Source organism: Polynucleobacter sp. AP-Titi-500A-B4 (assembly GCF_018688095.1).
GTDB lineage: Bacteria > Pseudomonadota > Gammaproteobacteria > Burkholderiales > Burkholderiaceae > Polynucleobacter.
In genome coordinates this window covers 1,138,414-1,163,090 of sequence record NZ_CP061311.1, presented here as the reverse complement: position 1 = coordinate 1,163,090, position 24,677 = coordinate 1,138,414, and the positions used below count along the sequence as shown (strand labels likewise).

The 24,677-nt window shown below is 46.0% G+C and carries 24 protein-coding genes and 1 tRNA gene; 17 read left to right on the top strand and 8 right to left on the bottom strand.

Annotated features, from left to right (window positions below; genetic code table 11):
• Positions 1-21 precede the first annotated feature (21 nt).
• Genes FD968_RS06000 through FD968_RS05980 form a run of 5 tightly spaced genes read left to right on the top strand, consistent with a single transcriptional unit; the run spans position 22 to position 4,150 of the window.
• On the top strand, positions 22-795 hold the full coding sequence (locus FD968_RS06000; protein WP_215364618.1) for a DUF4239 domain-containing protein: 774 nt from the start codon (positions 22-24) through the stop codon (positions 793-795).
• Between the two features lie 2 nt (positions 796-797).
• Complete coding sequence (locus FD968_RS05995; protein ID WP_215364616.1) at positions 798-1,586, top strand: phosphate ABC transporter substrate-binding protein; 789 nt, start codon at positions 798-800, stop codon at positions 1,584-1,586.
• Entirely contained in the window at positions 1,583-2,422 is an 840-nt protein-coding gene (locus tag FD968_RS05990) for a phosphate ABC transporter substrate-binding protein (protein ID WP_215364613.1), read from the top strand. The genes FD968_RS05995 and FD968_RS05990 overlap by 4 nt, the downstream gene beginning before the upstream one ends.
• A gap of 10 nt (positions 2,423-2,432) precedes the next feature.
• Entirely contained in the window at positions 2,433-3,629 is a 1,197-nt protein-coding gene (locus FD968_RS05985) for a TAXI family TRAP transporter solute-binding subunit (RefSeq protein ID WP_215364611.1), read from the top strand.
• A gap of 53 nt (positions 3,630-3,682) precedes the next feature.
• Complete coding sequence (locus FD968_RS05980; RefSeq protein ID WP_251367510.1) at positions 3,683-4,150, top strand: hypothetical protein; 468 nt, start codon at positions 3,683-3,685, stop codon at positions 4,148-4,150.
• 33 nt (positions 4,151-4,183) lie between these two features.
• Here FD968_RS05980 and FD968_RS05975 read toward each other — a convergent pair whose 3' ends face one another.
• From FD968_RS05975 to FD968_RS05955, 5 genes are read right to left on the bottom strand one after another with little or no spacing between them, the layout of a single operon-like run.
• On the bottom strand, positions 4,184-4,597 hold the full coding sequence (locus FD968_RS05975; RefSeq protein WP_215364609.1) for a biopolymer transporter ExbD: 414 nt from the start codon (positions 4,595-4,597) through the stop codon (positions 4,184-4,186).
• 2 nt (positions 4,598-4,599) lie between these two features.
• The gene (locus FD968_RS05970) at positions 4,600-5,292 is read right to left on the bottom strand and encodes a MotA/TolQ/ExbB proton channel family protein (protein ID WP_215364607.1); all 693 of its coding nucleotides are present in this window, start codon (positions 5,290-5,292) and stop codon (positions 4,600-4,602) included.
• Between the two features lie 5 nt (positions 5,293-5,297).
• A complete protein-coding gene (locus FD968_RS05965; protein WP_215364605.1) occupies positions 5,298-5,984 on the bottom strand; it encodes an energy transducer TonB in 687 nt (228 codons plus the stop codon).
• Positions 5,981-6,799, bottom strand: a complete 819-nt coding sequence (gene murI, locus FD968_RS05960; RefSeq protein WP_215364603.1) for a glutamate racemase — start codon at positions 6,797-6,799, stop codon at positions 5,981-5,983. The genes FD968_RS05965 and murI overlap by 4 nt, the downstream gene beginning before the upstream one ends.
• A 38-nt stretch (positions 6,800-6,837) precedes the next feature.
• A complete protein-coding gene (locus FD968_RS05955) occupies positions 6,838-8,361 on the bottom strand; it encodes a fumarate hydratase (protein ID WP_215364601.1) in 1,524 nt (507 codons plus the stop codon).
• A 185-nt stretch (positions 8,362-8,546) separates the two neighbouring features.
• Between FD968_RS05955 and acs the strand changes: the two genes are divergently transcribed.
• From acs to FD968_RS05930, 5 genes are all read left to right on the top strand, one after another.
• Positions 8,547-10,520 carry an acetate--CoA ligase gene (gene acs, locus FD968_RS05950; protein WP_215364599.1) on the top strand — a complete coding sequence of 658 codons (1,974 nt, stop codon included), beginning with the start codon at positions 8,547-8,549 and terminating at the stop codon, positions 10,518-10,520.
• 59 nt (positions 10,521-10,579) lie between these two features.
• Positions 10,580-10,670: transfer RNA gene (locus FD968_RS05945), tRNA-Ser, on the top strand.
• A 103-nt stretch (positions 10,671-10,773) separates the two neighbouring features.
• The gene (locus FD968_RS05940) at positions 10,774-11,076 is read left to right on the top strand and encodes a YciI family protein (RefSeq protein WP_215364596.1); all 303 of its coding nucleotides are present in this window, start codon (positions 10,774-10,776) and stop codon (positions 11,074-11,076) included.
• A gap of 67 nt (positions 11,077-11,143) precedes the next feature.
• Positions 11,144-11,500, top strand: a complete 357-nt coding sequence (locus tag FD968_RS05935; protein WP_251367508.1) for a DUF6516 family protein — start codon at positions 11,144-11,146, stop codon at positions 11,498-11,500.
• Positions 11,497-11,844, top strand: coding sequence for a winged helix DNA-binding protein (locus tag FD968_RS05930; protein ID WP_215364592.1), 348 nt, complete (start codon positions 11,497-11,499; stop codon positions 11,842-11,844). The genes FD968_RS05935 and FD968_RS05930 overlap by 4 nt, the downstream gene beginning before the upstream one ends.
• 3 nt (positions 11,845-11,847) lie before the next feature.
• On the opposite strand, the gene FD968_RS05925 is transcribed toward FD968_RS05930, so the two are convergent.
• Positions 11,848-12,441: a DUF1080 domain-containing protein gene (locus FD968_RS05925; protein ID WP_215364590.1), complete on the bottom strand. Its 594-nt coding sequence runs from the start codon at positions 12,439-12,441 to the stop codon at positions 11,848-11,850.
• A gap of 78 nt (positions 12,442-12,519) precedes the next feature.
• Between FD968_RS05925 and FD968_RS05920 the strand changes: the two genes are divergently transcribed.
• The 7 genes from FD968_RS05920 to nadB all read left to right on the top strand — a co-directional run bounded on the left by FD968_RS05920 (position 12,520) and on the right by nadB (position 22,592).
• The gene (locus tag FD968_RS05920; RefSeq protein ID WP_215364588.1) at positions 12,520-14,949 is read left to right on the top strand and encodes a DUF748 domain-containing protein; all 2,430 of its coding nucleotides are present in this window, start codon (positions 12,520-12,522) and stop codon (positions 14,947-14,949) included.
• A 9-nt stretch (positions 14,950-14,958) separates the two neighbouring features.
• Complete coding sequence (locus FD968_RS05915) at positions 14,959-15,183, top strand: hypothetical protein (protein WP_215364586.1); 225 nt, start codon at positions 14,959-14,961, stop codon at positions 15,181-15,183.
• A gap of 170 nt (positions 15,184-15,353) precedes the next feature.
• Positions 15,354-17,156, top strand: coding sequence for an NAD(P)H-dependent oxidoreductase subunit E (locus tag FD968_RS05910; RefSeq protein WP_215364584.1), 1,803 nt, complete (start codon positions 15,354-15,356; stop codon positions 17,154-17,156).
• 40 nt (positions 17,157-17,196) lie between these two features.
• A complete protein-coding gene (gene fdhF, locus FD968_RS05905) occupies positions 17,197-20,091 on the top strand; it encodes a formate dehydrogenase subunit alpha (RefSeq protein ID WP_215364582.1) in 2,895 nt (964 codons plus the stop codon).
• 255 nt (positions 20,092-20,346) lie between these two features.
• Positions 20,347-20,604, top strand: coding sequence for an AbrB/MazE/SpoVT family DNA-binding domain-containing protein (locus FD968_RS05900; RefSeq protein WP_215364580.1), 258 nt, complete (start codon positions 20,347-20,349; stop codon positions 20,602-20,604).
• Positions 20,604-20,930 (top strand): type II toxin-antitoxin system PemK/MazF family toxin, encoded by a 327-nt coding sequence (locus FD968_RS05895; RefSeq protein ID WP_215364578.1) that lies wholly within the window; start codon positions 20,604-20,606, stop codon positions 20,928-20,930. Before FD968_RS05900 ends, FD968_RS05895 begins: the two co-directional genes overlap by 1 nt.
• A 6-nt stretch (positions 20,931-20,936) precedes the next feature.
• A complete protein-coding gene (gene nadB, locus FD968_RS05890) occupies positions 20,937-22,592 on the top strand; it encodes an L-aspartate oxidase (protein WP_215364576.1) in 1,656 nt (551 codons plus the stop codon).
• 3 nt (positions 22,593-22,595) lie between these two features.
• Here the strand turns inward: nadB and nadC are convergent, their stop codons facing one another.
• The gene (gene nadC, locus FD968_RS05885; protein WP_215364574.1) at positions 22,596-23,453 is read right to left on the bottom strand and encodes a carboxylating nicotinate-nucleotide diphosphorylase; all 858 of its coding nucleotides are present in this window, start codon (positions 23,451-23,453) and stop codon (positions 22,596-22,598) included.
• A 36-nt stretch (positions 23,454-23,489) separates the two neighbouring features.
• A complete protein-coding gene (gene nadA, locus FD968_RS05880; protein ID WP_215364572.1) occupies positions 23,490-24,617 on the bottom strand; it encodes a quinolinate synthase NadA in 1,128 nt (375 codons plus the stop codon).
• Between the last annotated feature and the right edge of the window lie 60 nt (positions 24,618-24,677).

Here is a 24,677-nt window from a genome sequence, read left to right as displayed (position 1 = left end):
TGGTTTGAGGATTAGCATTAAATGATTAATTACTTGCATACGCTTCCCAATGTCGTCATTGGTCTTGGCATTATGTGCATCGGTTTATTGCTATCTACTGCAATTCCTTTTTACATTCGCTGGAAATACCAACTCAACCCAGATGAGCATCTTGCTAAAGGCGCTGAAGAGGGCTTTAAATTATTTACCTCGATTACCTTATTGCTGATCGCGTTTTCATTAGTGCGTGTTCAAGGTGATCACCGTAACGTTGAAGATCTAGTTTCACGCGAAGCTGCGTTGATGTTTAAGTTGAATCGCTCTCTAGCAGCTTTTGGTGGTGCGCATGCTGTTGAGCTGCAAGGTGACTTAAAAAATTATGCAGGCGCAGTGGTCGAGGATGAGTGGCCACTCATGGCTAAAAACAAACGAAGCGAAAAAGCTTCCAATGATTTAACAGATCTCACCCAAGGAATACGTCTTTTAGATCCTAAAAATCCTGTCCAACAAATGGCTAGGGCAGAAATCGTGACCACCTTAAACCAATTATCTGATGTGCGGGAGGCACGCTTATCTGCAGCTAGGCTAAAGTTACCAACCTATTTATGGGACGCCTTAGCAATTTCTGTTGCTTTGTTGATTATTTTTGGTTGGCTACAAAATCCTTTGCCCAAAATGGTGGCTTATGTAGGAGGAGTGACTATCGGTGTCTCAGTATTGTTCACATTAGTTATTGCGCTAGAGGGATTGTTTGTCGGTGAAAGCCAGGTAACACCAGAAGCCATCGTTCACGTCTTACCATCTCTGGGTCCTTAACGATGTCTAGTAAGTCCATAGATCCAGCCCAATTGCAATTCATACAGCTGCGTGGTTCAACCACGGTGATGAAGTTAATGCAAAAGATTGGCATGCAGTTTATGGATGAGTTTCCTAATATTCATTTACCTTTGTTGGGTGGCGGAACCGCCATGGGCTACAAATCAGCCCTAGATGGCACTTCTGATATTGGAATGGCTTCAGGCCAAATACCACCGAATATAGAACTCTGGGCGCAAAAACACAAACTGAAGATAGAAGAAGTGACTATTGCTACCGATGGGATTGCAGCGATTGTTAATCTAGCTAACCCAATTAGCGGCTTAACCCTAGAACAATTGCATGATGTCTTTACGGGGAATATCACCTCTTGGAGCGCCCTGGGAAAATACTCTGGGCCGATCAATGTTGTGAGTCATGATCCACAATTGGGTACCTACGAGCCCTGGAAAAGACAAGTCGCCATTAAAGATCACATTACCTTAAAGGCAAAAGTAGTCACGACGTTTAATGGCTTAATGCAAGCGATGACATCTGATCCATTCGCAATTGGATATGTGGGAACCACCTTTCTAAATCCACAAAGAGTTAAGCCTTTGGCAGTTGATGGCGTACTACCAAGCTACACAAATATCAAAGACCGTCGCTATCCCATTCGGAATAACTTGCAGCTGCTATATAAATCGTCAGCAAGCAAAGAGGTCAAGGATTTCATTGCGTATTGCCTAGATTCTAAAAAAGGACAGGCCATCGTTAAAGAGTTGGATCTTGTTCCTGTGGCGGGCGAATGATGATCGATCGTCGTCGCTTCATCCGAGGTATTGCTATTGCCGCAGGTGTAGGAGGTGCTACGCTTGCTGGCTTGATTGCTTATCCCTATGTTGTGGCGAGGGCGCAAAAAGAGCTCATGATTTCAGGGTCGGTAGCGGTATCGCGCTTCGTTGCCCTATTAATTGCCCCGTTTATTGAGAAGCACACCCATGTCAAAGTCGCGATTGAAGGCGGGGGCTCTATTGCTGGCCTCGTGGCTTTGGATCATGGAGGTATTGACCTAGCCATGATGTCTAGAGATTTAAATTTTGAAGAGTTTAATCTCGATCTCCACAGTAATTTGATTGGAATTGAGGGTGTAGCTATCGTGGTCCATCCCAGCATGAATATCAATGGTATTTCTTTAGAGCATTTAGATGGAATTTTCGAAGGCTCAATTGTTAACTGGAATCAAATTGGTGGCCCAAATAAGAAGATTAATGTCTACAACAGGAACGAAGGCTCAACTACGAGAGCATTTGTTGAGGATGTTGTGATGAAGGGTGCTAAATTCTCGCGCGATGCAAAAGTCTTTGATAGTGCTGCTGGCATTTCTGATGCAATCGCAGAAGATTCTTATGGCATTGGGTATTTGACGAATAAAAATCTCAGCAATAAAGTCAAGGCAGTTGCCGTGAATGGCGTCGCAATAAGCGATAAGACTCTGCTGCTTAAGTTATATCCTTTGTACCGAGATATGTTTTTGGTAAGTAAGAATTCTGCTAGTTCAGCGGCTAAGGATTTTGTCCGCTATAGCTTAAGCGCCAAAGGTCAAGAGATCTTGGTAAAGCATGGCTTAACTCAAGTCTCTCGATAGGTTATAGGCCATGGCAAATCCAGCAAATGAAGTTGAGCAACTCCTCTTTAAAGGTTTAGATTGGCTTAGAAGACAGCATCATATTCGCAAAGGCCTTGCGCTAATCTTGATTGGGCTGTTACTGGGGCTTGCTGGGAAATTTGCCTACGATTTATATCCTCGCCACTATGAAATCACCATCAGTGGCGGTGGAATGCTCACGAAAAGTCATCACTTGACTAAAGTACTCCAGGAAGAAGCCACTCGTCGCAATGTCACACTAAACATTATGCCGACCGCAGGGTCTTTTCAGGCGCTAAACGAATTAAACGATGGCAACTTAGATCTTGCATTTGTGCAGGGCGGTATTGATCCAGTCGGCTACGAGAATGTAAGACAGGTTGCATCGATTGCACCCCAGTTAATTCAGTTTTTGGTGAAGAGCGACGTTAAGAATATTCATGACATTCGTGGCAAGACAGTCAATCTCGGTGAGAAAAACGGCGGACCTAGCATTGTTTCCAATCAAATCCTGCGTTTTTCAGGTTTGGTTCCTGAGGTTGATTACGTAGAAACCAACTTCAGTGACGAGCAATTGCTCGCCATGAAAGCTGATCGGCTTCCTGATGTCATCGTGCAAGTTTCTTATGCGCCATCAGCCACCGTTGATTTTCTGGTGCAAAAGCGGGGTTACCAGCTTCTAGAGATGTCTTTCCCGCCCTCATTGGCAATGCGCATGGGCTGGGTAGCTGATGCCAAGATTTTGGCTTATATGTATCAAATCTCTCCACCTGTGCCATCTAAAGATATTCAGGTGGTGGGCGTCAATCTCAATCTGCTGGCCAATAAAGATGTTGATCCACATGCGATTGCAGCTTTATTACCCGTTTTATATAGCCCTCAAGTTGCCTCACGCTTTAGCTTTCCAATTTCAGAAGACAAGATGTTGACACCATCTGGCTTTCCTATTTCCGATGGCACCGAAGTGTATATCGCTAGCAAGCAGCCATTCATCACTGCGCAAATGATTGATCAGATCAAGGGCATTTTTGGTCTAGTGATGTCATTGCTATCAGTTGCCTTGGTCGTATTTAAGTGGTTTAAGGCGCCCGAAGAGGTTGTCGCAGTAGCCGCTTTAGATGATGATGTTGATGCAGAGGATGATGATGGCCCTGCCGTTTCAGACCACTTGAATACGATTGCTAGCAATATCACTAAATTAGAATAGAGTCTTTCAATATAGGCTACGCTTGGCCTAGCCCTGTATTCTTTGCATCCATTATGAATTTACAAAAATTGCTGCTTTGCTCCTGCCTCACCTTTTCATCATTAGCTGTTTGGGGTGTTGATGTCATGGAGTTTCACTGCAAGCGCTCAGAAAAAGGGTATACCGAAGAGTATGAGATGAAGCTCACCCTTGCTTCTGGTGCTCAGAAAGCAAAAGTCTTTTTAGATGATCGTGATTTGGATCAGTCTGATGCTTATGGAAAGCAGGTGGTGAAGAGCGTCACTCTAGCGCGACCCAATATTTTGATACAGATCGATGCGAGCTTTGAGCCTGAGAATGTGATGGGTGTCATCTATCCTGCAGGAACAGTATCTACCAATATGACGCTTGACCCAGTAACAGGTAAGTTAAAGAAAGTGGAAAAAATTCAGGGTGGGATTTTGGGTGAAACGATGGGCAACGGAACTTACGTTAGTGAAGAGACCTGTTTGCCATCCAAGATGCCCTACAAAGCAAAATAAGATTGCTGTAGTGCTGCGAGGCCGGAGAAGAGTTTAATCCGGCTCGGTTACAAACCCTAATTTAGTGAGTCCGGCACGGCGAGAGGCTGCTAAGACTTGGGCCACATATTCGTATTTTACGGACTTATCCGCGCGGAGATTGATCTCTGGTTGAGGATCCTTTTGGGCGGCCTTTTCAGCGTAGCCATCAAATGTTTTTAAATCGATTGGCGTGCTATTCCAGAAAATCTGACCCTTGGCATCAATGGATAGCTGAACCGACTCTGGTTTGATCTCATTGCGAACGCTGTTTGCCTTAGGCAATTCCACTTTTACTGCTTGCTGTATAACGGGCAGGGTGATGATAAAAATAATCAGAAGAACCAACATGACATCCACCATTGGCGTCATGTTGATTTCCGCCATAATGGCGTCATCATTCTGATCGTCTTGTATATGGAAAGACATACTTATTCTCCAGACTTCACGCGAGCACCAGTCACAAAGTAGGCAAGCAAGTCATTGCCAAAACGATTGAGTTCAGCAACCAATAATTTATTGGCGCGATTGATTGCGTTAAAGCCGAGTACCGCAGGGATCGCAACCGCAAGACCTAAGGCAGTCATGATCAAAGCTTCGCCAATCGGGCCTGCAACTTGATCAATCTGAGCGCTACCAGAGCTGCTAATTGAAATTAATGCATGGTAGATCCCCCAAACGGTGCCAAATAAGCCGATAAACGGTGCAGTTGCGCCGGTAGAGCCTAAGAAGGTCAGGCCCTTTTGTAGGGTGGCAGCAATACTATCGATACCGTTCTTAATGCTTCTAGCCATCCACTCGGAATAATTCAAGGTTTGCAGAAGCTCGCGATGATTACTGGCTTGACTCTGGTGATGAACTGAAGCACTGCTAGCAGAACGAGCAATCTGGTAGTAAGGATTCATACTGTGATTGCTGAAGGATTCCAGGCCTTGCTCGTATGAAGTAGCGCGCCAGAACTGGTCGAGTTCAGGTCTAAATTTACGCAGGTTACGAAGTTCCCAAAAACGGGTAAGCAAAATAACCCAAGTCACGATAGAGCATAGTAATAAAGCAATCGCTACAAAGCGAGTAATGCCATCACCCTCGAGCCAAAGATTTGCAATTCCAAATGGTGTATTCATAGTTGTTAATTCTTGAGATTAAATTTAATTAAAAGATTGGTAGAAATTCTTTGGGGTGAACCATTCACTAAAAAGGGTTTGAAGCGATAACGTCTGCCAATATCGGTTGCTGCACGATCCAGTCGAGGGAAGGTGCTCGATTGCAATATAGCAACATCTTCCACTTCGCCTGCCTCGGAAATAATCAAACGTACAACCACAGTGCCTTGCTCTCCTGACCGTTTAGAGAACGACGGGTAATAAGCATCGGCATCGGGCTGGTATACGACAACCAGTTTACCAATGTCCGTCTGAATCGGTGAACCACTGGCGCCACCAGTCGTTGCAGGGGCAACGGCCGCATTTTGCATCTGTGATTCGCTCTTGCTTTGCTGTTGAGTCTGCTGGCTTGTATTTTGCTGCTGAGGGGGTGTTGGCTTTTGTGAAGACTTTTCCTCAACCGTTTTTTTCTTGGGCTCTTCTTTAGGCTTAGGAGGCGGAGGAGCAGGAGGTTGCTGGCTCTTATTAGATGCTGTATCAGGGCTGACTAGATTGGCCATGACACGCGCATCATCCATTTTTGGAGGACGTGAAGAAAAATGTAAAAACTCTAGAGCAGGTAAGGCATGTAATACCAATACGATGCCAATAATAATGCGCTCTGTTTTGGTAAACGGGAGCCGTGCATCCATCCTTTGGAAAAACGTACTCATCGAGTAGCTCCCAATAAACTGGAGCTGACCTCATGAGCCTCAAGATCGCTATGCATTAAATCTCGCGCCATTTTGAGTAAGGTAGCATCATCTTTGCTGCTGATAAAGCTGACGGAACCATGCTCTCTTGTGCTCTTGCCTGATGAGCCAGCAGTATCTAGTGATTCTAGTTGTCGCTTTAATTGACGCACAACTGCTTCGCTAGTATCAATCAGCGTAATGGAGTCACCTAATAATTTGCGAATGGCTTTTCTGAGAAAAGGGTAGTGGGTACAGCCTAATACTAGGGTGTCTGAACCCGCATCCTGAATTGGCACTAGATGTTTTGCAAGAAGCTCTAAGGTTTCTTCGCTATCTGCTTTGCCGGCTTCAATCAAAGGTACTAGTCCGGCACCTGCTTGCTTGATAAAAAGGCAATCACTGGGCAGGGTAGCTAATAAGGCATTGAATTTATCGCTTTTCAGGGTGGCTTCAGTTGCAAGGACTCCAACAATCCCGTTTTGGGATTGCATGGCTGCGGGCTTAATGCCTGGCTCTACACCGATGACGGGCACTTTCACCTCACTGCGAATCTGTTTGATTGCTTCAGCAGTGGCAGTATTGCATGCCACCACGATGGCATCGCAGCCTGCGTCTGCTAAATGTTTGCACAAACTTAAGCTGCGCTTGGCAATCCAATCGCTGGATTTTTCTCCATAAGGGGCGTTTGCAGAATCTGCCAGGTAAATATAGTCATGCTGTGGAAGCTGGCGCAAGGCTTCATCCAAAATGGATAAGCCACCAACGCCAGAATCAAAAACGCCTATTAGCGACAAGTGAGTGCCAATGTTAGAGTCAAAAAGACCAAACGCAATTAAGCAACGGTGACTGGAATATTACCAATCTTCGCTTGCCACTCTTTCGGGCCAGTCTCATGCATTGAGATGCCCTCAGAGTTCACGGCAACGGTGACTGGCATATCTTTGACGTCAAACTCGTAGATCGCTTCCATGCCGAGGTCAGCAAAGCCAACCACCTTAGAGTGTTGAATCGCTTTGGATACCAAATATGCGGCGCCACCAACGGCCATGAGGTAGGCAGACTTATGTTTCTTAATAGCTTCAATCGCAACTGGTCCACGCTCAGCTTTACCAATCATCGAAATCAAACCGGTTTTGGCCAACATCATCTCAGTGAACTTATCCATGCGAGTAGAGGTAGTGGGACCTGCTGGACCAACCACCTCATCGCGCACTGGATCCACTGGACCAACATAGTAGATCACGCGGTTTTTAAAGCTCACCGGTAACTCTTCACCTTTAGCGAGCATGTCTTGAATACGTTTATGTGCTGCATCACGACCTGTCAAAATTTTTCCATTGAGCAATAAAGTCTCACCAGGTTTCCAGCTTGCCACTTCTTCAGCAGTCAATGTATCTAAATTGATGCGTTTAGACTTTTGAACATCTGGAGTCCAGGTGACATCCGGCCAATCAGACAAAGAAGGAGCTTCTAGTTTTGCAGGGCCATCGCCATGCAAATGGAAATGGACGTGACGTGTTGCAGCACAGTTCGGAATCATGGCCACAGGCAATGAAGCTGCATGCGTTGGGTAATCCAGGATCTTTATATCAAGCACAGTAGATAAGCCGCCTAGACCTTGGGCACCAATACCGAGTTTGTTCACTTTCTCATAGAGCTCGAGGCGCAATTCTTCTACGCGATTCTTTGGGCCGCGCTCAATGAGTTCCTGGATATCTACGGGGCCCATCAAAGCTTCTTTAGCCATCAACATTGCTTTTTCTGGAGTGCCACCGATTCCAATGCCGAGGATTCCAGGAGGGCACCAGCCAGCACCCATAGTTGGAACCGTTTTGAGAACCCAGTCGACGATCGAGTCAGAAGGGTTAAGCATGACCATCTTGGCTTTATTTTCTGAGCCACCACCTTTAGCAGCGCAAATCACTTCAACATCATCACCCGGAACAATTTCATAGTGAATTACTGCAGGAGTGTTATCACCGGTGTTTTTGCGTTTACCTGCAGGATCAGTTAATACAGAAGCGCGTAATGTATTTTCTGGATTGAGGTAGGCGCGGCGCACACCTTCATTTACCATTTCTGTGACGCTCATCGTGGCATCAGACCACTGGACGTTCATGCCGATTTTGAGGAAAACGACGGCAATGCCGGTATCTTGGCAAAGTGGACGGTGGCCTTCAGCGCACATCCGGCTGTTGGTCAAGATTTGTGCAATCGCATCCTTGGCTGCCTCACCTTTTTCTAGGGAGTAGGCCTTGCCCATGGCATCAATGAAGTCCTTGGGGTGGTAGTAAGAAATGAACTGGAATGCGTCTGCAACGCTTTGAATCAGGTCGTTTTGTTTGATATTTGTCATGGTTTTTTGGCTTATTTCCACATTATTAGTAAGGTTTGCCCTATTTTAAGGGTTTGCCATAGAGCAAATCCCAAGTGTTTTCACTTATCTTCGAAGGTCTTGCGGGTCAAAACCCGTCATTTTGCGTCATTTTGCGCATTTTGAGATGTAAAGATTATTGATTATTAGATAGAGGGCTGTGAAGCATGGAACCATTAAAGCAAGAAAACCGCGTATTTAACCCACCTGCAGATTTTGTAAAGGGTGCGGCAATTCCAGGTATGGAGGCCTATACCAAGCTTTGTGCTGAAGCAGAAAAAGACTATGACGGTTTCTGGGGTCGTCTTGCAAAAGAGAATATCTATTGGAAGAAGCCATTTACTAAGGTTTTAGATGAATCCAAGGCGCCTTTCTATAAATGGTTTGAAGATGGCACTACTAACGCTTCCTATAACTGTTTGGATCGCCAAGTTGAAGCTGGCCTGGGCGATAAAACCGCCATCATTTTTGAGGCCGATGACGGTAGCGTAACTAAAGTCACTTATAAAGAAATGCTCGAGCGTGTTTGCAAAATGGCAAACGCACTGCGCAAATTGGGTGTTAAGTCTGGTGACAGCGTCATCATCTATATGGCGATGACTATCGAAGGTATTGTTGCAATGCAAGCTTGCGCTCGTATTGGCGCCATTCACTCTGTAGTGTTCGGCGGCTTCTCTGCTCAAGCATTGCGTGATCGAATCATGGACGTAGGCGCCGTTGCAGTGATTACTGCCGATGGACAGTTCCGCGGCGGCAAAGCATTGCCATTGAAAGCCATTTGTGACGAAGCACTGTCTACTGGCGAATGTCCTAAGGTGAAGCATGTGATCGTGAGCAAGCGCACTGGTGCTGATATTGCCATGACAGCGGGTCGTGATGTTTGGATGCAGGAAATTGTGGCAAATGAATCCAGTACTTGTGAGCCAGAGTGGGTCAGCGCTGAGCATCCATTATTTATTCTCTACACCTCAGGATCTACCGGTAAGCCAAAGGGTGTTCAGCACTCTACAGGCGGTTACCTCTTGTGGGCGATCCTCACCATGAAGTGGACTTTTGATATTAAGCCAAGCGATGTGTTCTGGTGTACTGCCGATATCGGTTGGGTTACAGGTCACTCTTACATTACTTATGGCCCACTTGCAGTAGGCGCTACTGAGATTGTGTTTGAAGGTGTCCCAACATATCCAAACGCTGGCCGTTTCTGGGACATGATCCAAAAACATAAAGCGAGTATTTTCTACACCGCACCAACGGCTATCCGTTCATTGATCAAAGCATCAAGCAATGACCAAGCAGTACATCCAAAGAGCTATGACTTATCTTCATTGCGCCTCTTGGGTTCTGTCGGCGAACCAATTAATCCTGAAGCATGGATGTGGTACTACGAGAATGTGGGAAATTCAAATTGCCCAATCGCAGATACCTTCTGGCAAACCGAAACAGGTGGCCACATGATTTCTCCATTGCCAGGCGCAACACCAATGATTCCAGGTTCATGCACATTGCCATTGCCCGGCATTCAGGCGGCGATTGTGGATGAAGCCGGTGCAGACGTTCCAAATGGTCAAGGCGGTATCTTGGTTGTGAAACGTCCATGGCCTTCTATGATTCGTACGATTTGGGGTGATCCTGATCGTTTCGTGAAGTCTTATTTCCCAGAGGAATTGGGTGGAACTTTATATCTCGCAGGTGACGGCGCGATCCGCAATAAAGATACTGGCTACTTCACCATCACTGGCCGTATCGATGACGTATTGAACGTTTCCGGTCACCGTATGGGAACCATGGAAATCGAATCTTGCTTGGTAGCCAATCCATTGGTTGCAGAAGCGGCTGTTGTTGGTCGTCCAGATGAACTGACTGGTGAAGCCATTTGCGTATTCGTGGTTCTCAAAGGGGGTCGTCCAACTGGTGATGAAGCTAAAAAGCTTGCGACTGAATTGCGTAACTGGGTTGGTAAAGAGATTGGCCCAATTGCAAAACCAAAAGATGTGCGCTTTGGTGACAACTTGCCAAAAACCCGTTCAGGCAAGATCATGCGTCGCTTGTTGCGCGTGATTGCGAAGGGCGAGGAAGTGACTCAAGATACTTCTACCTTGGAAAATCCACATATCTTGGATCAGCTCAAAGAGTCGCTGTAAGCTGTCTTTAGATGGATTTGGGGCAAAGCCCTTACGGCAATCGTATAATCAACGATTCCGGAAGGGTGGATGAGCGGTTTAAGTCACACGCCTGGAAAGCGTGCGTAGGTTAATAGCCTACCGCGGGTTCGAATCCCGCCCCTTCCGCCAAGTATCAAGAAAACCACCTTCGGGTGGTTTTTGCTTTAAGGTTTACCGTAATATCGGAGCTACCGAGATGAATAACTCATAACGAACAACTATTGGAGGCAATATGATTTATGCAATTCTATTAATGGATCGCCCTGGAACAGCTGAACTGCGCGTGCAAGTTCGCCCAGAACATCGTGCTTATTTAGCGCAACAAGCTGATCGCATGGCCTTTGCTGGTCCGCTCACTTCTGAAGATGGCAATACTGTCATTGGCAGTCTCATAGCATTGGATTTTCCTAATAGAGCAGCAGTGGATGCTTGGTTGAAAGATGAGCCCTACACCAAAGCAGGTGTCTATGAGAAACCCGTGATCAACGTGTTTAATAATATGTGGGCACAGAAGGCTGGTTTTCCGCCTGCGTAAGCAAAAATCCTTAGATTGACGGAGGGTTGTTACTTTTGGTATATCATTAGCTGATATAGTTTTGGAGATGAAAAATGTCGGCATCTCCACATTACTAGACTTACATCAGCAGGTGATCGATCAAGAGGATGGCTACTGGGTGAAAATTGAAGCTTGGCAGGTTGAGACTACAACTGCAATTCCGCATGGTGTTCGTTATTCGCTAACACTGCATAACCCCAAGGGTCTGAGGATCATGGGTTATGACAATGCGCATGCCTTAAAGACAAGATCGGGTTATGTTGGGAGAAAGTTACCTTACGATCATAAGCATCGAAGCTCTCAAGATCATGGCACACAATATTTATTTATAGATGCCTATCAGTTGCTGAGTGATTTCTTTGATGATGTTGACAAAGTTTTAAGGGCGGATAAAGAGAAATGAAAGTAATTAAAATCGGCATCGCATCGCAAGAGGATATTCGTAAGCGTATGTTTGCAATTGCAAAGGGCGATATAAAGGCTAAGGCTAGCGACCCAAAAATATGGTTTACGTCAATGCGCTCTCTGGCCCAAGTACTCAGTGATGAAAACCGTGCTTTACTAGAAGTCATTCGATCGTCAAAACCCGTATCAATCTCTGAATTGGCTGATCTGACTGGGCGCAAGCAAGGAAATCTGTCTAGAACCCTCAAAACAATGTCAAATTATGGGTTGGTCAAAATGAAAAAGCAGGATAGAGCATTGATGCCCATAGCCTGCGGTGATCGTATTGAGATTTTTGTATAAATCTCAAATCGGCTTGATTTGAACCTTCTTAAACTTGATGATGCCACCGGCAGATTGCAGGGCGATAGGACCCTCAGCGAAACGGGCATCTTTAGCATCAGCTACTGTGACCACGCCATTCATCGTAACTTTGAAGTTTGAGCCATTGGCAACGATTTCCATAGTGTTCCATCGGCCGCCTGCTTTATGAATCGGATTGACTTTTGCAACATCTACAATCGCACCGGTTGCATAAGCTTGCTCGGGGCGTGTATCCCAAATATTGATTTCATAAGAAGTGTTTGCAGCAACTTTATTGGGATCTTGGCAACGAATAAAGATGCCGCTATTGGTATTGGACTCCGCCCAAAATTCGGCTCTGATCACAAAGTTCTTATAGGACTTCGTGCTGACTAAAAATCCACTGGGTTTATTGCCTTCCACAATCCCATTACCAATTACCCAGCTAGCATTGCCGATGATGTTCCAGCCACTTAAGCTGACCCCATCGATCAAATCCTCAAAGCCGTCTTGATTTTGAGCCATGGCAAAAGAACCAAATAGCACTGCATGCAAGCTGAAAATGAGTACTGCAATCCTTTTTAGAGCTGATTTCATGAAGTCTCCCTTGGGTTTATATTATTTCTTTTGTAATGGTTTTCATTGTTACTGATATTCACCCCTAAAGACAAGTAGATGCTTTCCCTCAAAAATCCCCAGATTAAGGCATGGAGCCTGCGTATAGCCGTCTCATTGCTTACCCTAACTGCCCTATTTTGGGCTGGATGCCATCTGTTTATTCCAGGTTTGCTGAAAAAAAGCGTGGCTGAATACAGTGAAAAAATTGGATATGAGATCGTCTATCAGGACATGAATCTATCCCCATTGCGTTTGGGTATAGAACTAGATGGTCTGCAGTTATCAAAGTCAGGGTCTGGCCGACTCCTCGAATTTAAAAAATTGGCCATCGCACTGAAGTGGACCAAGTTGGCGGCAGGTGAAATCGGCTTTGACAAAATTGCCTTGGATGAGCCCAAGCTCCTCATCGAAAAAAAACCGATATCGCGAGGATCTCAAGAGGACGTCTGGAATTGGCAAGAGTTTATCCATGCTGTAGAAAAAAATCTTCCGCCTAAAGATCCCCAGCAAGCAAATAAGCCCATCAAAATTTCGGTTGATGAGTTTCTAGTCAATGGCGCCTCGCTCATTTTGGCTGATGAAGCGAATAAATTAAGAGAAGAGCTCAAACCTTTTTCTATCAAATTATTAGAAGTCGCCAATTACGATAAGAACGGAGTAGTTTCTGGGGTACGTGGTCAATATGACTTTAATCTGGGGTCACTTCAACTGCTGATTCCTGGGATCAATAAGACTCTTGCATTTAGGCATGTCAGCTTAAGTGGCGGTCTAGATAATCCAAGCCCCAATATGCTCGGGGCTCAACTAGATCTCAAGCTAGACGAAGGCAAAATAATCTCACATTGGGATTTAAATACTGCGTCGAAGGCTTTGGAGGGCAAGATTAAGATCGAGAATATTGCAGCCACCCCCTTAATTTCATTTCTGCCTGCCAATAAAGAGTTAACCGGAACCAGCGGCATACTCAATGCAGAGCTAACGGTAAAGTTAGACCATGATGCAGATCTCTTTTCTGGAAATGCGCAACTCACAAACTTAACGGTTCAGGAAAAGGGCGAAAATACTCCGCTGATTACTTGGGATAGTGCGCAGATTCGTCAATTTGAATACAAGACGAATAAAAGAAACGGCATTCAGTCTAGCGGCTTGATTATGGATGAAGTCGTGATTGAGCACCCCGTCTTACGTTTTGAAATCAATGCACAAGGCCTTTCCAATTTCCGCCGTTTATTTTCAAAGCAAGCCCTTGAGGCGCCCGCTAGGGATACCTCTTTGCCTGAGGACAAACCAAAGCCGCAAAATCCATTTGACTTGGATATTCGGTCGGTCAGCTTGAAATCTGGGGAAGTGTTCTTTACCGATATGGCGATGAAGCCAAATTTCAAAGTGGATGTCAAAAAATTCAATGCCACCTTTATTGGCGTCAGCAATATGCCTGGTCGATTTGCCTCGATTGCCATGGATGGAGTTGTCGCGAATTCAGGTAGCATGCGTGCAAAAGGACAAGCCTCGTTTGATGATCCGCGTCGTAACCACGACATCTTGATGAGCTTTAGAAATCTACCCCTTACCACTTTTAATCCTGCGGTTATGACCTATGCGGGCTATCAGATCACGGGCGGTAACTTAACTCTGAATCTGAATTACCGCGCTAAAGATGGGCAACTCGATGGCAGCAATCAAATCATGATTAAGAAGGTGCAGTTAGGCGATGAAGTTCCTGACTTTCAAGGGAAAAAATTACCATTAGGCTTGGCGATAGCGCTCTTAGAGGATTCAGATGACACCATTGATGTCACTATTCGGATAGCTGGAAATGTAGACTCCCCAGAATTTAGCGCAAGTGGCTTGGTTTGGCAGGCCATCACCAATGTACTCACCAATGTTGCTACTGCGCCATTCAGAGCCTTAGCCTCTATTTTGGGTATGGGTGGGTCAGAGGGTGTCAATGCGGTTCCGGGGGAAGCAGTTTTTTTACCCATTGATCAAGAGCGCTTAGAAAAGTTTGGCGAGTACCTGGTCAAGCGTCCGAACTCCAGTCTAGAAATTATCGGTACTTATGATCCTGTTCAGGATAGGCAAGCTTTAGCCAGAGCAAAAGCTGACATGGCCATCTTGAAGGATGCTGGATTTAAATTGCAAGAAGGTGAGCCTGTGCCGGTTCCAAGCCTCTCTGATCCGCGAGTACAAGCTGGATTGAAAGCGGCTTATGCGCAATATATTGGCCGTATTACATTGGGACAACGTTTATTGATGTTGCCAGATGGTGAGGCTCGTAATGAACAATTTCATACTGAGTTGATCGCTGGCATTGAGGTGAGTGATTCTGACCTGAAAGCCCTGGCCAAAAATAGAGCGCAAATCGCTTATGGCTTCATGATCAAAGAAAACCCAGCATTGAAACAGCGTATTGCGATGGGGCAGATAAAGACGGTGGAGTCAGGCAAAGAGGGGATTCCACTCGATGTTGAGCTCAGAATCAAGTAGACTTAGGTTATGAATTCAACAAAAATGCGCATCCTTCTCATTTCTACCGCTCTTACCGCTTTAAGCCTGACTGCCTGTGGCTCTATTGAGTCTGCCGCTCAAGATGACTGCACCTCTATTGGATGGCAAATTGGTAGCAAGGGCTATCAGGACTGCTACAAGGCGCGCCTCTATGAGCGCAAGCTGGACTACTCTCTACCGCCTGGTGACAAGCCTTCACCATCTCTTCTCTAATTTAGGGTTTACCCTTAATTTAGCTCTAAGTTAGTCCCTTTGAAGTCCCTTGAGCGAAGTCAAGGACTTGGGGTGTGAAATAACCCAAAATCAAGCGTTATTTTGCGTTTTAGCTCGTTTTGAGAAACGCAAATGAATGCTATAAAAATCAATATTAGAGACTAGAGACTATGAATCACCCAAAGCCTACCAAGGAAGTCAAAGCAGTCGCAGTGGCTACTGCTGATGATTTAAGGGAGACCATTCGTCGCAAAAGTAAATTAAAAGGTCGACAAGCAGATGATGCTTCAGTTGCAGAAGTGCGTCAGTTGATTGGTGAGGCTCCACATCGTCGTGATTTATTGATTGAAAATCTCCATAAGCTCAATGATGAATATCGCGCATTACATGACCGTCATTTAGTCGCTTTGGCAAAAGAAATGAATTTACCAATGGCGGAGGTGTATGAAGTCGCGACTTTCTATCACCACTTTGAAGTCGTACGCGGAAATGATCCGGTTGCTGATATCACTGTGCGTGTTTGTGACGGCATCGCATGTGAATTATCTGGCGCACAAAATCTTCTTTCAAAGTTGGCAGCCATCTTGGGCAACCCCAAGGTTAAAGTGATTGCTGCCCCATGTGTAGGTCGTTGCGAACAGGCCCCTGTAGCCGTGGTGCACCAGTATCCAGTCCTATTTGCGACAACCGATAAGGTCAAGGCAGCAGTCGGTAATCAGTTGACTACTCAGCCCATGGCGAAGGATGATGCGAACTTTGATCCTGCTGCATTGGCAGAGCAAGGCATATCTCCACAAGGTCAGAACCAAGCGGTCTCGCCTGACTATGTGGGGTACGAGTCCTATCGTGCTCAAGGTGGTTACAGCCTTGCCAAAGAAATTCATGAGGGCAAGAAAGACGCTGAGACTGTGATCAAAGCAATGGAGAGTTCTGGTCTCCGCGGTTTGGGTGGGGCAGGATTCCCAGCAGGTCGTAAGTGGCGGATTGTGAAAGATCAAGCCGCGCCGAAGCTCATGGCGGTGAACATAGACGAAGGTGAGCCAGGTACATTTAAAGACCGTACTTATCTCGAGCGTGATCCACATCGTTTCTTAGAAGGTTTATTGATTGCAGCTAATGTTGTCGGTATTGATGCTTGCTATATCTACTTGCGTGATGAGTATCACGGTTGCCGTGAACTACTTGAAAAAGAATTGGCTAAGCTCAAAGCCAATCCGCCATTTCCAATTCCGAATATTGAATTGCGTCGTGGCGCAGGCGCCTATATTTGCGGTGAAGAATCCGCCATGATTGAGAGTATTGAAGGTAAGCGTGGCGAGCCCCGTATGCGTCCTCCCTACATCGCCCAAGTTGGCTTATTCGGTCGACCAACCTTAGAGCACAACTTTGAAACCCTCTACTGGGTGCGAGACATTATTCAACGTGGTCCAGAATGGTTTAGTTCATTCGGTCGTCATGATCGTAAAGGCTTACGCAGCTTCAGCGTGAGCGGACGTGTGAAGATGCCTGGTGTCAAATTGGCACCTGCTGGCATCACGATTCAAGAGTTGATTGATGAGTACTGTGGCGGCATGCAAGATGGCCACAATTTCTATGGTTACTTACCAGGCGGCGCATCTGGCGGTATCTTGCCAGCAACGATGAATGACATTCCACTCGACTTTGATACCTTGCAGCCTTATGGTTGCTTTATTGGTTCTGCAGCGGTGATGGTATTCAGTGACAAAGATAAGGCACGCGATATGGCGCTCAATGTCATGCACTTCTTTGAGCATGAGAGTTGTGGTCAGTGCACGCCATGCCGTGTGGGTACTGGTAAGGCAGCTAAGTTGATGCAAGCCAAGTCTTGGGATCAAGATACTCTTGAAGATTTAGCTACCGTGATGGTTGATGCTTCGATCTGCGGTCTAGGTCAAGCGGCACCAAACCCAATTCGCTGTATTCATAAATATTTCCCAGAAGAGATTCAATAAGGAAGTACCTTAATAAAAGAATAGGGAAGAACGAGACTATATGAACGCACCAACCAATCCAAAAGAACTCGAGCTACAAACTGTTGAGTTCAAATTAGACGGTAAGACGATTGTTTCTTATGAAGGTGAAACTATCCTCAAAGCTGCAAAACGTCATGGCATTGATATTCCGCATCTGTGCTTTAAAGATGGTTATCGCCCTGATGGAAACTGCCGTGCATGCGTAGTTGAAATCAATGGTGAACGTACTTTAGCCCCTAGCTGCTGTAGAAGCGCTACACCAGGCATGGAAGTCAAAGCCAATAGTGAGCGCGCCATCAAGAGTCAAAAATTGGTCCTGGAGATGTTGCTCTCTGATATGCCTGATGAAGGCTTCAAGTGGGTAGGTGACACCAAGGCTGAAGAACAAAAGCAACAACATGGTGAGCTCAGTACGTGGGCTACGCGTATGGATGTGACCGTTCGCCCAGAGCTCAAAGCGTTGCGCCGTGAAAAAGTGTCTAGTGACATCTCTCATCCAGCAATGGCAGTTAACCTAGATGCCTGTATTCAATGTAACCGTTGTGTGCGTGCCTGTCGTGAAGAGCAGGTGAATGATGTGATTGGCTATGCAATGCGTGGTGCACACAGCGAGATCGTCTTTGATCTTAATGATCCTATGGGCGACAGTACGTGCGTTGCCTGTGGCGAGTGTGTGCAAGCTTGTCCTACTGGTGCATTGATGCCCAAGGGATTGATTGGTTCGCAGACCGTCGATCGAAAAGTCGATTCTGTCTGCCCATTCTGTGGTGTTGGATGTCAAATCACTTATAACGTTAAAGATGAAAAGATTGTGAGCGTTGAGGGTCGCGATGGCCCAGCGAATCACAATCGCCTTTGCGTCAAAGGTCGCTTCGGTATGGATTACATCCACAATCCACAGCGTTTAACAAAACCTTTGATTCGTAAACCTGGCGTGCCTAAGGATGAATCTATCCTCGAAGGAAAACAAGACTGGTCTGATATATTCCGCGAAGCTACGTGGGAAGAGGCCTTGGATTTTGCAGGTGGCGGTCTTAAGAAACTTAAAGACAAACATGGCCTGAAAGTGCTGGCTGGCTTTGGTTCAGCTAAAGGGAGTAACGAAGAAGCGTACTTATTCCAAAAACTGGTTCGTACTGGCTTTGGTAGCAATAACGTAGATCATTGCACTCGTCTTTGCCATGCATCATCAGTAGCGGCATTGCTAGAAGGTGTGGGCTCTGGCGCTGTCAGTAATCAGGTGAATGATGTTGAGCACTCGAGTTTGATTTTCTTAATTGGATCAAATCCAACAGCGAACCATCCGGTAGCCGCAACTTGGTTTAAGAATGCTGCTAAACGTGGAGCCAAGATTGTGCTCTGCGATCCACGCATGACGGAGATCAGTAAACACGCCTGGCGCAATATGCAGTTCAAGCCAGATACCGATGTAGCTATGCTCAATGCCATGATCTACACGATTATTGAAGAGGGTTTGGCAGATCAAGACTTTATTGCGAACCGCGCAAATAACTTTGAAGCCTTAAAAGAAAATATCAAAGGCTACAGCCCTGAAGCGATGGCACCCATTTGCGGTATTCCTGCAGAAACCTTACGTGAAGTTGCTCGAGAATTCGCGACGACAAAGTCAGCCATGATTTTGTGGGGCATGGGTGTGAGCCAACACGTTCATGGCACCGATAACGCACGTTGCTTAATTGCCTTGGTCAGTATTACCGGTCAAATTGGTAAACCTGGTTCTGGTTTACATCCATTACGCGGTCAGAATAATGTGCAGGGTGCAAGTGATGCTGGTTTGATCCCAATGATGTTCCCGAACTATCAGCGCGTTGATAACCCTGAGGCACATGCTTGGTTTGAAAAATTTTGGGGCACCCCGCTTGATAAGAAACCTGGTTACACCGTGGTTGAGATCATGCACAAGATCACGGCACCAGATAGCGACCCGGACAAAATTCGTGGCATGTACGTCGAAGGTGAAAACCCAGCAATGAGTGATCCTGATTTAAATCACGCACGTCACGCATTAGCCTCCTTAGAGCATTTGGTGGTTCAAGATATTTTCATGACAGAAACAGCGCTGCTAGCTGACGTTGTGTTGCCAGCCAGCGCTTGGCCAGAGAAGGTGGGTACAGCAAGCAACACCGACCGTATGGTGCAGATGGGTAAGAAGGCAATCAACCCACCGGGTGACGCTAAGGCAGACTTGTGGATCATTCAAGAAATCGCCAAGCGTATGGGTCTGAATTGGAATTACCAAGGACCAGATGCTGGTGTAGCAGCTGTCTATGACGAGATGCGGCAAGCAATGCATGGTGCAATTAATGGCATTACTTGGGAGCGCTTAGAAAAAGAATCTAGCGTGACTTATCCATGTCTATCGCTAGAAGATCCGGGCCGCCCAATCGTATTTGATGACAGCTTTGCAACGCCAGACGGTAAAGTTAAACTTGTACCTGCCGACATTATTCCAGCTAACGAACGTCCAGATACAGAATATCCATTTGTATTGATTACAGGCCGACAGTTAGAGCACTGGCACACAGGTAGTATGACGCGCCGTGCAACGGTGCTTGATGCAATTGAGCCTATGGCTACAGTGTCGATGCATGGTGAAGACATGACTCAATTAGGGGTAACTGCTGGCGATGTCATTACTGTTCAGTCTCGTCGCGGTGAGGTAGGTATACACGTGCGCAGAGATGATGGCACTCCAAGAGGCGTAATCTTCATTCCGTTTGCTTACTATGAAGCTGCGGCAAACTTGATTACCAATCCTGCCTTAGATCCATTTGGGAAGATTCCAGAATTTAAGTACTGCGCTGTCAAACTTGCCAAGGGTGGAGATGTGGCCAAGATTATGGGATACGGTACCAATGCTCCAGGTGGATCTAAGGTGACGTCTAATATTTAGTGTTCTTATTGCTGCAGTAAATGCTTTAATGTCAATAAACCCCATCACTGAGATGGGGTTTATTGCTTCAATCTCCCTGATAATAGGGTCTACCCAGTTACTCAAGCGTGTATTCACTGAATGCTTGTAGGTAATCTTTTTGGGATAAGTAAGGTTTAGATGGCTGATTTAATTCGGTTTTAATCCTGTTTTAATGTTATACTTTTATATAATAAATATATTTTCATCAACATCATAGCTTGTAGAAGGCAGCCCATGTCAATAACAAATTTGCGTAAAGTCGGTGGCTCTATCATGTTGGCAGTACCCCCATCTATATTGAGCTTGCTAAATCTTGAGCCGGGATCATCTGTGGATGTTGCGGTTGAGAAAGGGCGTTTGGTTATTGAGCCAATCAAGAAGCCTAAATACACGCTTGAAGAATTATTGGCGCAATGTAAGCCTCAGCAGAAGAGAACTCCAGAAGAGCGCGAGTGGCTTGATATTGCTCCCATTGGCAAAGAGTTGCTTTAATGGATCGTGGGGATATTTATCTGGTATCACTTGACCCAAGTTCTGGTCATGAGCAAAAAGGAATCAGGCCAGTTTTAGTAGTCACAAGGGAGCCGTTTAATAAATTAACCAAGGCCCCAGTAGTTTTGCCAATTACAACCGGTGGAAATTTTGCACGTGTCGCAGGATTTACGGTCGAGTTAGCCAACACTAAAACTTTGGGAGTGGTGCGTTGTGATCAGCCTAGAGTGCTGGATTTGAGTGCGAGGAAGGCCAGAAAACTCGAAAAAGCACCATTGCAAGTGATGGATGAAGTTATGGCGAAGTTGTCGGCAATCATTTCATAAAAGTTTATGGCTAGTTCCACACCAACACCTTCCCAAGCTCAAGCTGAATTACCGGTTCTCATTATTGGGGCTGGTTTAGCTGGCTTAACGGTTGCCTTGCACATGGCTGAAACCCAGCCAGTGATTCTGATGGCGAAACGCGGTTTAGGTGAGGCAGCTACCGCATGGGCCCAAGGCGGCATAGTTGGGGTGGTGGATAAAGAGCATGACAGTATTGATTCGCATGTGGCTGACACACTTGATGCTGGCGCTGGTTTAGTGGTTGAATCAACCGCTCGTTACATTGCTGAAGAAAGTGCGCAAGCCCTCAAATGGTTGGTAGAGCAGGGTGTTCCTTTTACTGAAGATAAGTCTGGTCCGATGGGTTTGCACTTAACCCGCGAAGGTGGTCACAGTCATCGCCGTATTGCGCACGCTGCTGATGCTACTGGTAAGGCTATTCATGAAGTGCTGCTGGACAAGGCTAAGTCCCATAAAAATATTCGAATTCTTGAGCATTGGATTGCTTTAGATCTCATCACTAATCGCCAGCTCGATGCCAAGACGCAGCGCACTAAACCCAATCGTTGCTATGGCGTTTATGCCTTAGATATTAAAAACAATCGGGTAGAAACAATTGAGGCAAAGTCTGTAGTGCTAGCTACTGGCGGTGTTGGTAAGGTGTATCGCTACACCAGTAATCCTGATACCGCTACTGGTGATGGTATTGCCATGGCCTGGCGTGCAGGTTGTCGCGTAGGCAATATGGAATTCATTCAGTTTCACCCAACCTGTTTGTATCACCCAAGCGATCGGACCTTCTTGATTACTGAAGCAATGCGCGGCGAGGGTGGCATATTAAAACTTCCGGATGGCACTCGCTTTATGCCGGAACATGATGAGCGCAATGAGTTAGCCCCACGAGATATAGTGGCACGTGCTATTGACTTTGAAATGAAGAAGCACGGTTTGGATTATGTTCATCTTGATGCTACTCATTTAGGCGAAGTATTTATTAAAGAACATTTTCCGATGATTTATGCGCGCTGCTTAAGTCTTGGATTAGATATCACCAAAGAACCTATTCCGGTAGTGCCTGCAGCCCATTACACCTGCGGTGGTGTGGTGACTGATCTCAAAGGAAGAACAGATTTACCAGGTCTATATGCAGTAGGTGAGGCTACTTATACCGGTCTGCATGGCGCCAATCGCTTGGCAAGTAACTCACTTCTCGAGTGCGTGGTCATTGGTAAAGCGGCTGCTGAAGATATTTCGGGGCTGAAGACACCAGTGATGCCAAATCTTCCCCTGTGGGATGAAAGTCAAGTAGAAGATGCGGATGAGCAGGTGGTGATTGCCCATAACTGGGATGAATTGCGTTCACTCATGTGGAACTATGTCGGCATCGTAAGGACTAATCGACGCCTAGAGCGCGCCTTACATAGAATTAAGCTACTTCGATATGAAGTACAAGAGTATTACGCGAACTTTAAGGTGACGCGTGACCTGATTGAGTTGCGTAACTTGTTAGAGTGCGCTGAGCTCATCGTCAGATCAGCACTCATGCGCCGAGAAAGCAGGGGATTACATTACAGTCGTGATTACCCTGGTACTTGGGCGGTCTCATACCCAACCATATTGACCCCTCAGGCAGAGGGTGTGGAAAACACAAAAGAAACCTAATTATTAACCCAGAATTCTCATTGAGAAATCAATGGAATTCACATCCTTGGTTAGCTTGCCCAGTGAGATACGATCCACACCTGTAGCGGCAATCGCACGCATCTGATCTAAATTAATGCCACCAGAGGCTTCTAGTAATGCACGGCCAGCAGTAATGGCTACAGCTTGTTTCATTTGATCGGTATTAAAGTTATCAATCAAGATGCTCTTGGCGCCAGCAGCTAACGCTTCTTCCAATTCAGCGAAGTTCTCAACTTCAATCTGAATATCCACTCCTGCATTCAGTGCTTGTGCATTCTGAAGTGCAGCAGTAACGCTGCCTGCCGCTGCAATGTGATTTTCTTTAATCAGGATGCCGTGCCATAGAGCAAGACGCTGGTTCTGACCATTGCCAACTCGCACTGCATATTTTTGTGCCTGGCGTAAACCTGGAATTGTTTTGCGAGTATCTAATACTGCGCAACCTTTAGGATTGGGGCTTGCCCCGGCAATGGCATCAACGTGTTGGCGTGTAATGCTGGCAGTCCAAGATAAGGTTTGTAAGAAGTTAATACAGGTGCGCTCTGCAGAGAGGAGGGCTTGTGAGTCTGCTTGAATGTCGCATACCTTGGTATCTGGCTTCATCAAGTTACCTTCGATGTAACTCCAGGTGACTTTAGCATGAGGATCTAATTTCTTCAGAGTACCTTCAAACCAATCAACACCACAGAGCACAGCTTCCTGACGCACAATAAGTTGAGCATGCACAGATTTTCTAGGAACTAACTTGGCAGTCCAGTCACCCTTGCCAATATCTTCCATGAGGGCATCATGAATATTGCGTTGGCGTGCTTGCTCTAAGGTTTCGTTGTAATCAAACATGAAAAACAATATCTATCTAAAAAGAAAAAAACTAAACTAAGCGGCGCCAATATTCTTCACAAAGCCATGCTGTGCTTTAGCAAGAAGATCGGGATGATTTTTGGTGAAGTCGAGCATGCGTTCAATACAACCTAATGCTTGAACCCGAATCGGTTCATCGATGAAGATTTCACCAGAGGCGTTTTCTAGGCAATCCAAGATTCCTTGCAGACCATTCATGGCCATCCAAGGGCAATGGGCACAGCTCTTGCAGGTAGCACTGTTACCAGCAGTTGGGGCCTCAATCAATTTCTTGTTGGGAGCTAGCTGACGCATGCGATGCAAGATGCCCTTATCGGTTGCGACGATGTATTCAGTAGCGGCGCCATCCACTACAGCCTTAATCATGGCTGACGTAGAGCCAACGACATCTGCTAGATCTACTACAGCTTGAGGTGATTCAGGGTGTACCAGAATCATGGCCTTAGGATGAGCAGCCTTCAGAATCTCGAGTTCAGCAGCCTTAAATTCATCATGAACGATGCAGGCACCATTCCATAACAACATATCAGCGCCCGTTTGTTCTTGAATATATCTACCAAGATGACGATCAGGTGCCCATAAGATTTTTTTACCTTCAACTTTGAGTTGATGCACGATGGCTAGAGCGCATGAGCTAGTCACCATCCAATCAGCTTGAGCTTTTACGGCCGCACTTGTATTGGCATACACCACCACAACTCGATCGGGATGTGCCACACGAAACTTCGCAAAGTCAGCAGCATCGCAACCCAAATCTAAAGAACAGGTTGCATCTAAGTCAGGCATGAAGATACGTTTTTCAGGACTGAGAATCTTGGCAGTTTCACCCATGAAACGAACACCAGCAACAACTAAATTTTTGGCAGGATGATTTTTACCAAAGCGCGCCATCTCTAAAGAGTCAGCTACATAGCCACCAGTCTCCATGGCTAAGTCTTGAATATCGCCATCCACGTAATAGTGAGCGATAAGCGCAGCATCTTTTTCTACTAAAAGCTGCTTAATGCGGGCAATGACAGCATCCTTCTGGGGTCCAGCGAGGTGCGGTGGGACTTTGGCCCAGGCTTGGGCGGTGCAGGTAACCCCAGCAGAGTCTTGCTGCGGGTAGTCAAAGGCAATTGGGGCGCTAACAGTGGAATTCATAAGAAATCTTAAACGAGAGAGGCTATTTTCACCTGAATTGAGGTAAATGATTGTTGGCGA

What these genes read in the sequence shown, in the direction of transcription:
- FD968_RS05980 (WP_251367510.1), top strand. Translation starts at nt 3,683, where the DNA reads ATGAATTTACAAAAATTGCTGCTTTGCTCCTGCCTCACCTTTTCATCA.
- nadB (WP_215364576.1), top strand. Translation starts at nt 20,937, where the DNA reads ATGGCTAGTTCCACACCAACACCTTCCCAAGCTCAAGCTGAATTACCG.
- FD968_RS05900 (WP_215364580.1), top strand. Translation starts at nt 20,347, where the DNA reads ATGTCAATAACAAATTTGCGTAAAGTCGGTGGCTCTATCATGTTGGCA.
- fdhF (WP_215364582.1), top strand. Translation starts at nt 17,197, where the DNA reads ATGAACGCACCAACCAATCCAAAAGAACTCGAGCTACAAACTGTTGAG.
- FD968_RS05910 (WP_215364584.1), top strand. Translation starts at nt 15,354, where the DNA reads ATGAATCACCCAAAGCCTACCAAGGAAGTCAAAGCAGTCGCAGTGGCT.
- FD968_RS05925 (WP_215364590.1), bottom strand. Translation starts at nt 12,441, where the DNA reads ATGAAATCAGCTCTAAAAAGGATTGCAGTACTCATTTTCAGCTTGCAT.
- FD968_RS05995 (WP_215364616.1), top strand. Translation starts at nt 798, where the DNA reads ATGTCTAGTAAGTCCATAGATCCAGCCCAATTGCAATTCATACAGCTG.
- FD968_RS05975 (WP_215364609.1), bottom strand. Translation starts at nt 4,597, where the DNA reads ATGTCTTTCCATATACAAGACGATCAGAATGATGACGCCATTATGGCG.
- FD968_RS05965 (WP_215364605.1), bottom strand. Translation starts at nt 5,984, where the DNA reads ATGAGTACGTTTTTCCAAAGGATGGATGCACGGCTCCCGTTTACCAAA.
- FD968_RS05985 (WP_215364611.1), top strand. Translation starts at nt 2,433, where the DNA reads ATGGCAAATCCAGCAAATGAAGTTGAGCAACTCCTCTTTAAAGGTTTA.
- FD968_RS05990 (WP_215364613.1), top strand. Translation starts at nt 1,583, where the DNA reads ATGATGATCGATCGTCGTCGCTTCATCCGAGGTATTGCTATTGCCGCA.
- FD968_RS05915 (WP_215364586.1), top strand. Translation starts at nt 14,959, where the DNA reads ATGAATTCAACAAAAATGCGCATCCTTCTCATTTCTACCGCTCTTACC.
- FD968_RS05970 (WP_215364607.1), bottom strand. Translation starts at nt 5,292, where the DNA reads ATGAATACACCATTTGGAATTGCAAATCTTTGGCTCGAGGGTGATGGC.
- FD968_RS05930 (WP_215364592.1), top strand. Translation starts at nt 11,497, where the DNA reads ATGAAAGTAATTAAAATCGGCATCGCATCGCAAGAGGATATTCGTAAG.
- nadA (WP_215364572.1), bottom strand. Translation starts at nt 24,617, where the DNA reads ATGAATTCCACTGTTAGCGCCCCAATTGCCTTTGACTACCCGCAGCAA.
- FD968_RS05935 (WP_251367508.1), top strand. Translation starts at nt 11,144, where the DNA reads ATGAAAAATGTCGGCATCTCCACATTACTAGACTTACATCAGCAGGTG.
- acs (WP_215364599.1), top strand. Translation starts at nt 8,547, where the DNA reads ATGGAACCATTAAAGCAAGAAAACCGCGTATTTAACCCACCTGCAGAT.
- FD968_RS06000 (WP_215364618.1), top strand. Translation starts at nt 22, where the DNA reads ATGATTAATTACTTGCATACGCTTCCCAATGTCGTCATTGGTCTTGGC.
- FD968_RS05920 (WP_215364588.1), top strand. Translation starts at nt 12,520, where the DNA reads ATGCTTTCCCTCAAAAATCCCCAGATTAAGGCATGGAGCCTGCGTATA.
- FD968_RS05940 (WP_215364596.1), top strand. Translation starts at nt 10,774, where the DNA reads ATGATTTATGCAATTCTATTAATGGATCGCCCTGGAACAGCTGAACTG.
- FD968_RS05895 (WP_215364578.1), top strand. Translation starts at nt 20,604, where the DNA reads ATGGATCGTGGGGATATTTATCTGGTATCACTTGACCCAAGTTCTGGT.
- FD968_RS05955 (WP_215364601.1), bottom strand. Translation starts at nt 8,361, where the DNA reads ATGACAAATATCAAACAAAACGACCTGATTCAAAGCGTTGCAGACGCA.
- nadC (WP_215364574.1), bottom strand. Translation starts at nt 23,453, where the DNA reads ATGTTTGATTACAACGAAACCTTAGAGCAAGCACGCCAACGCAATATT.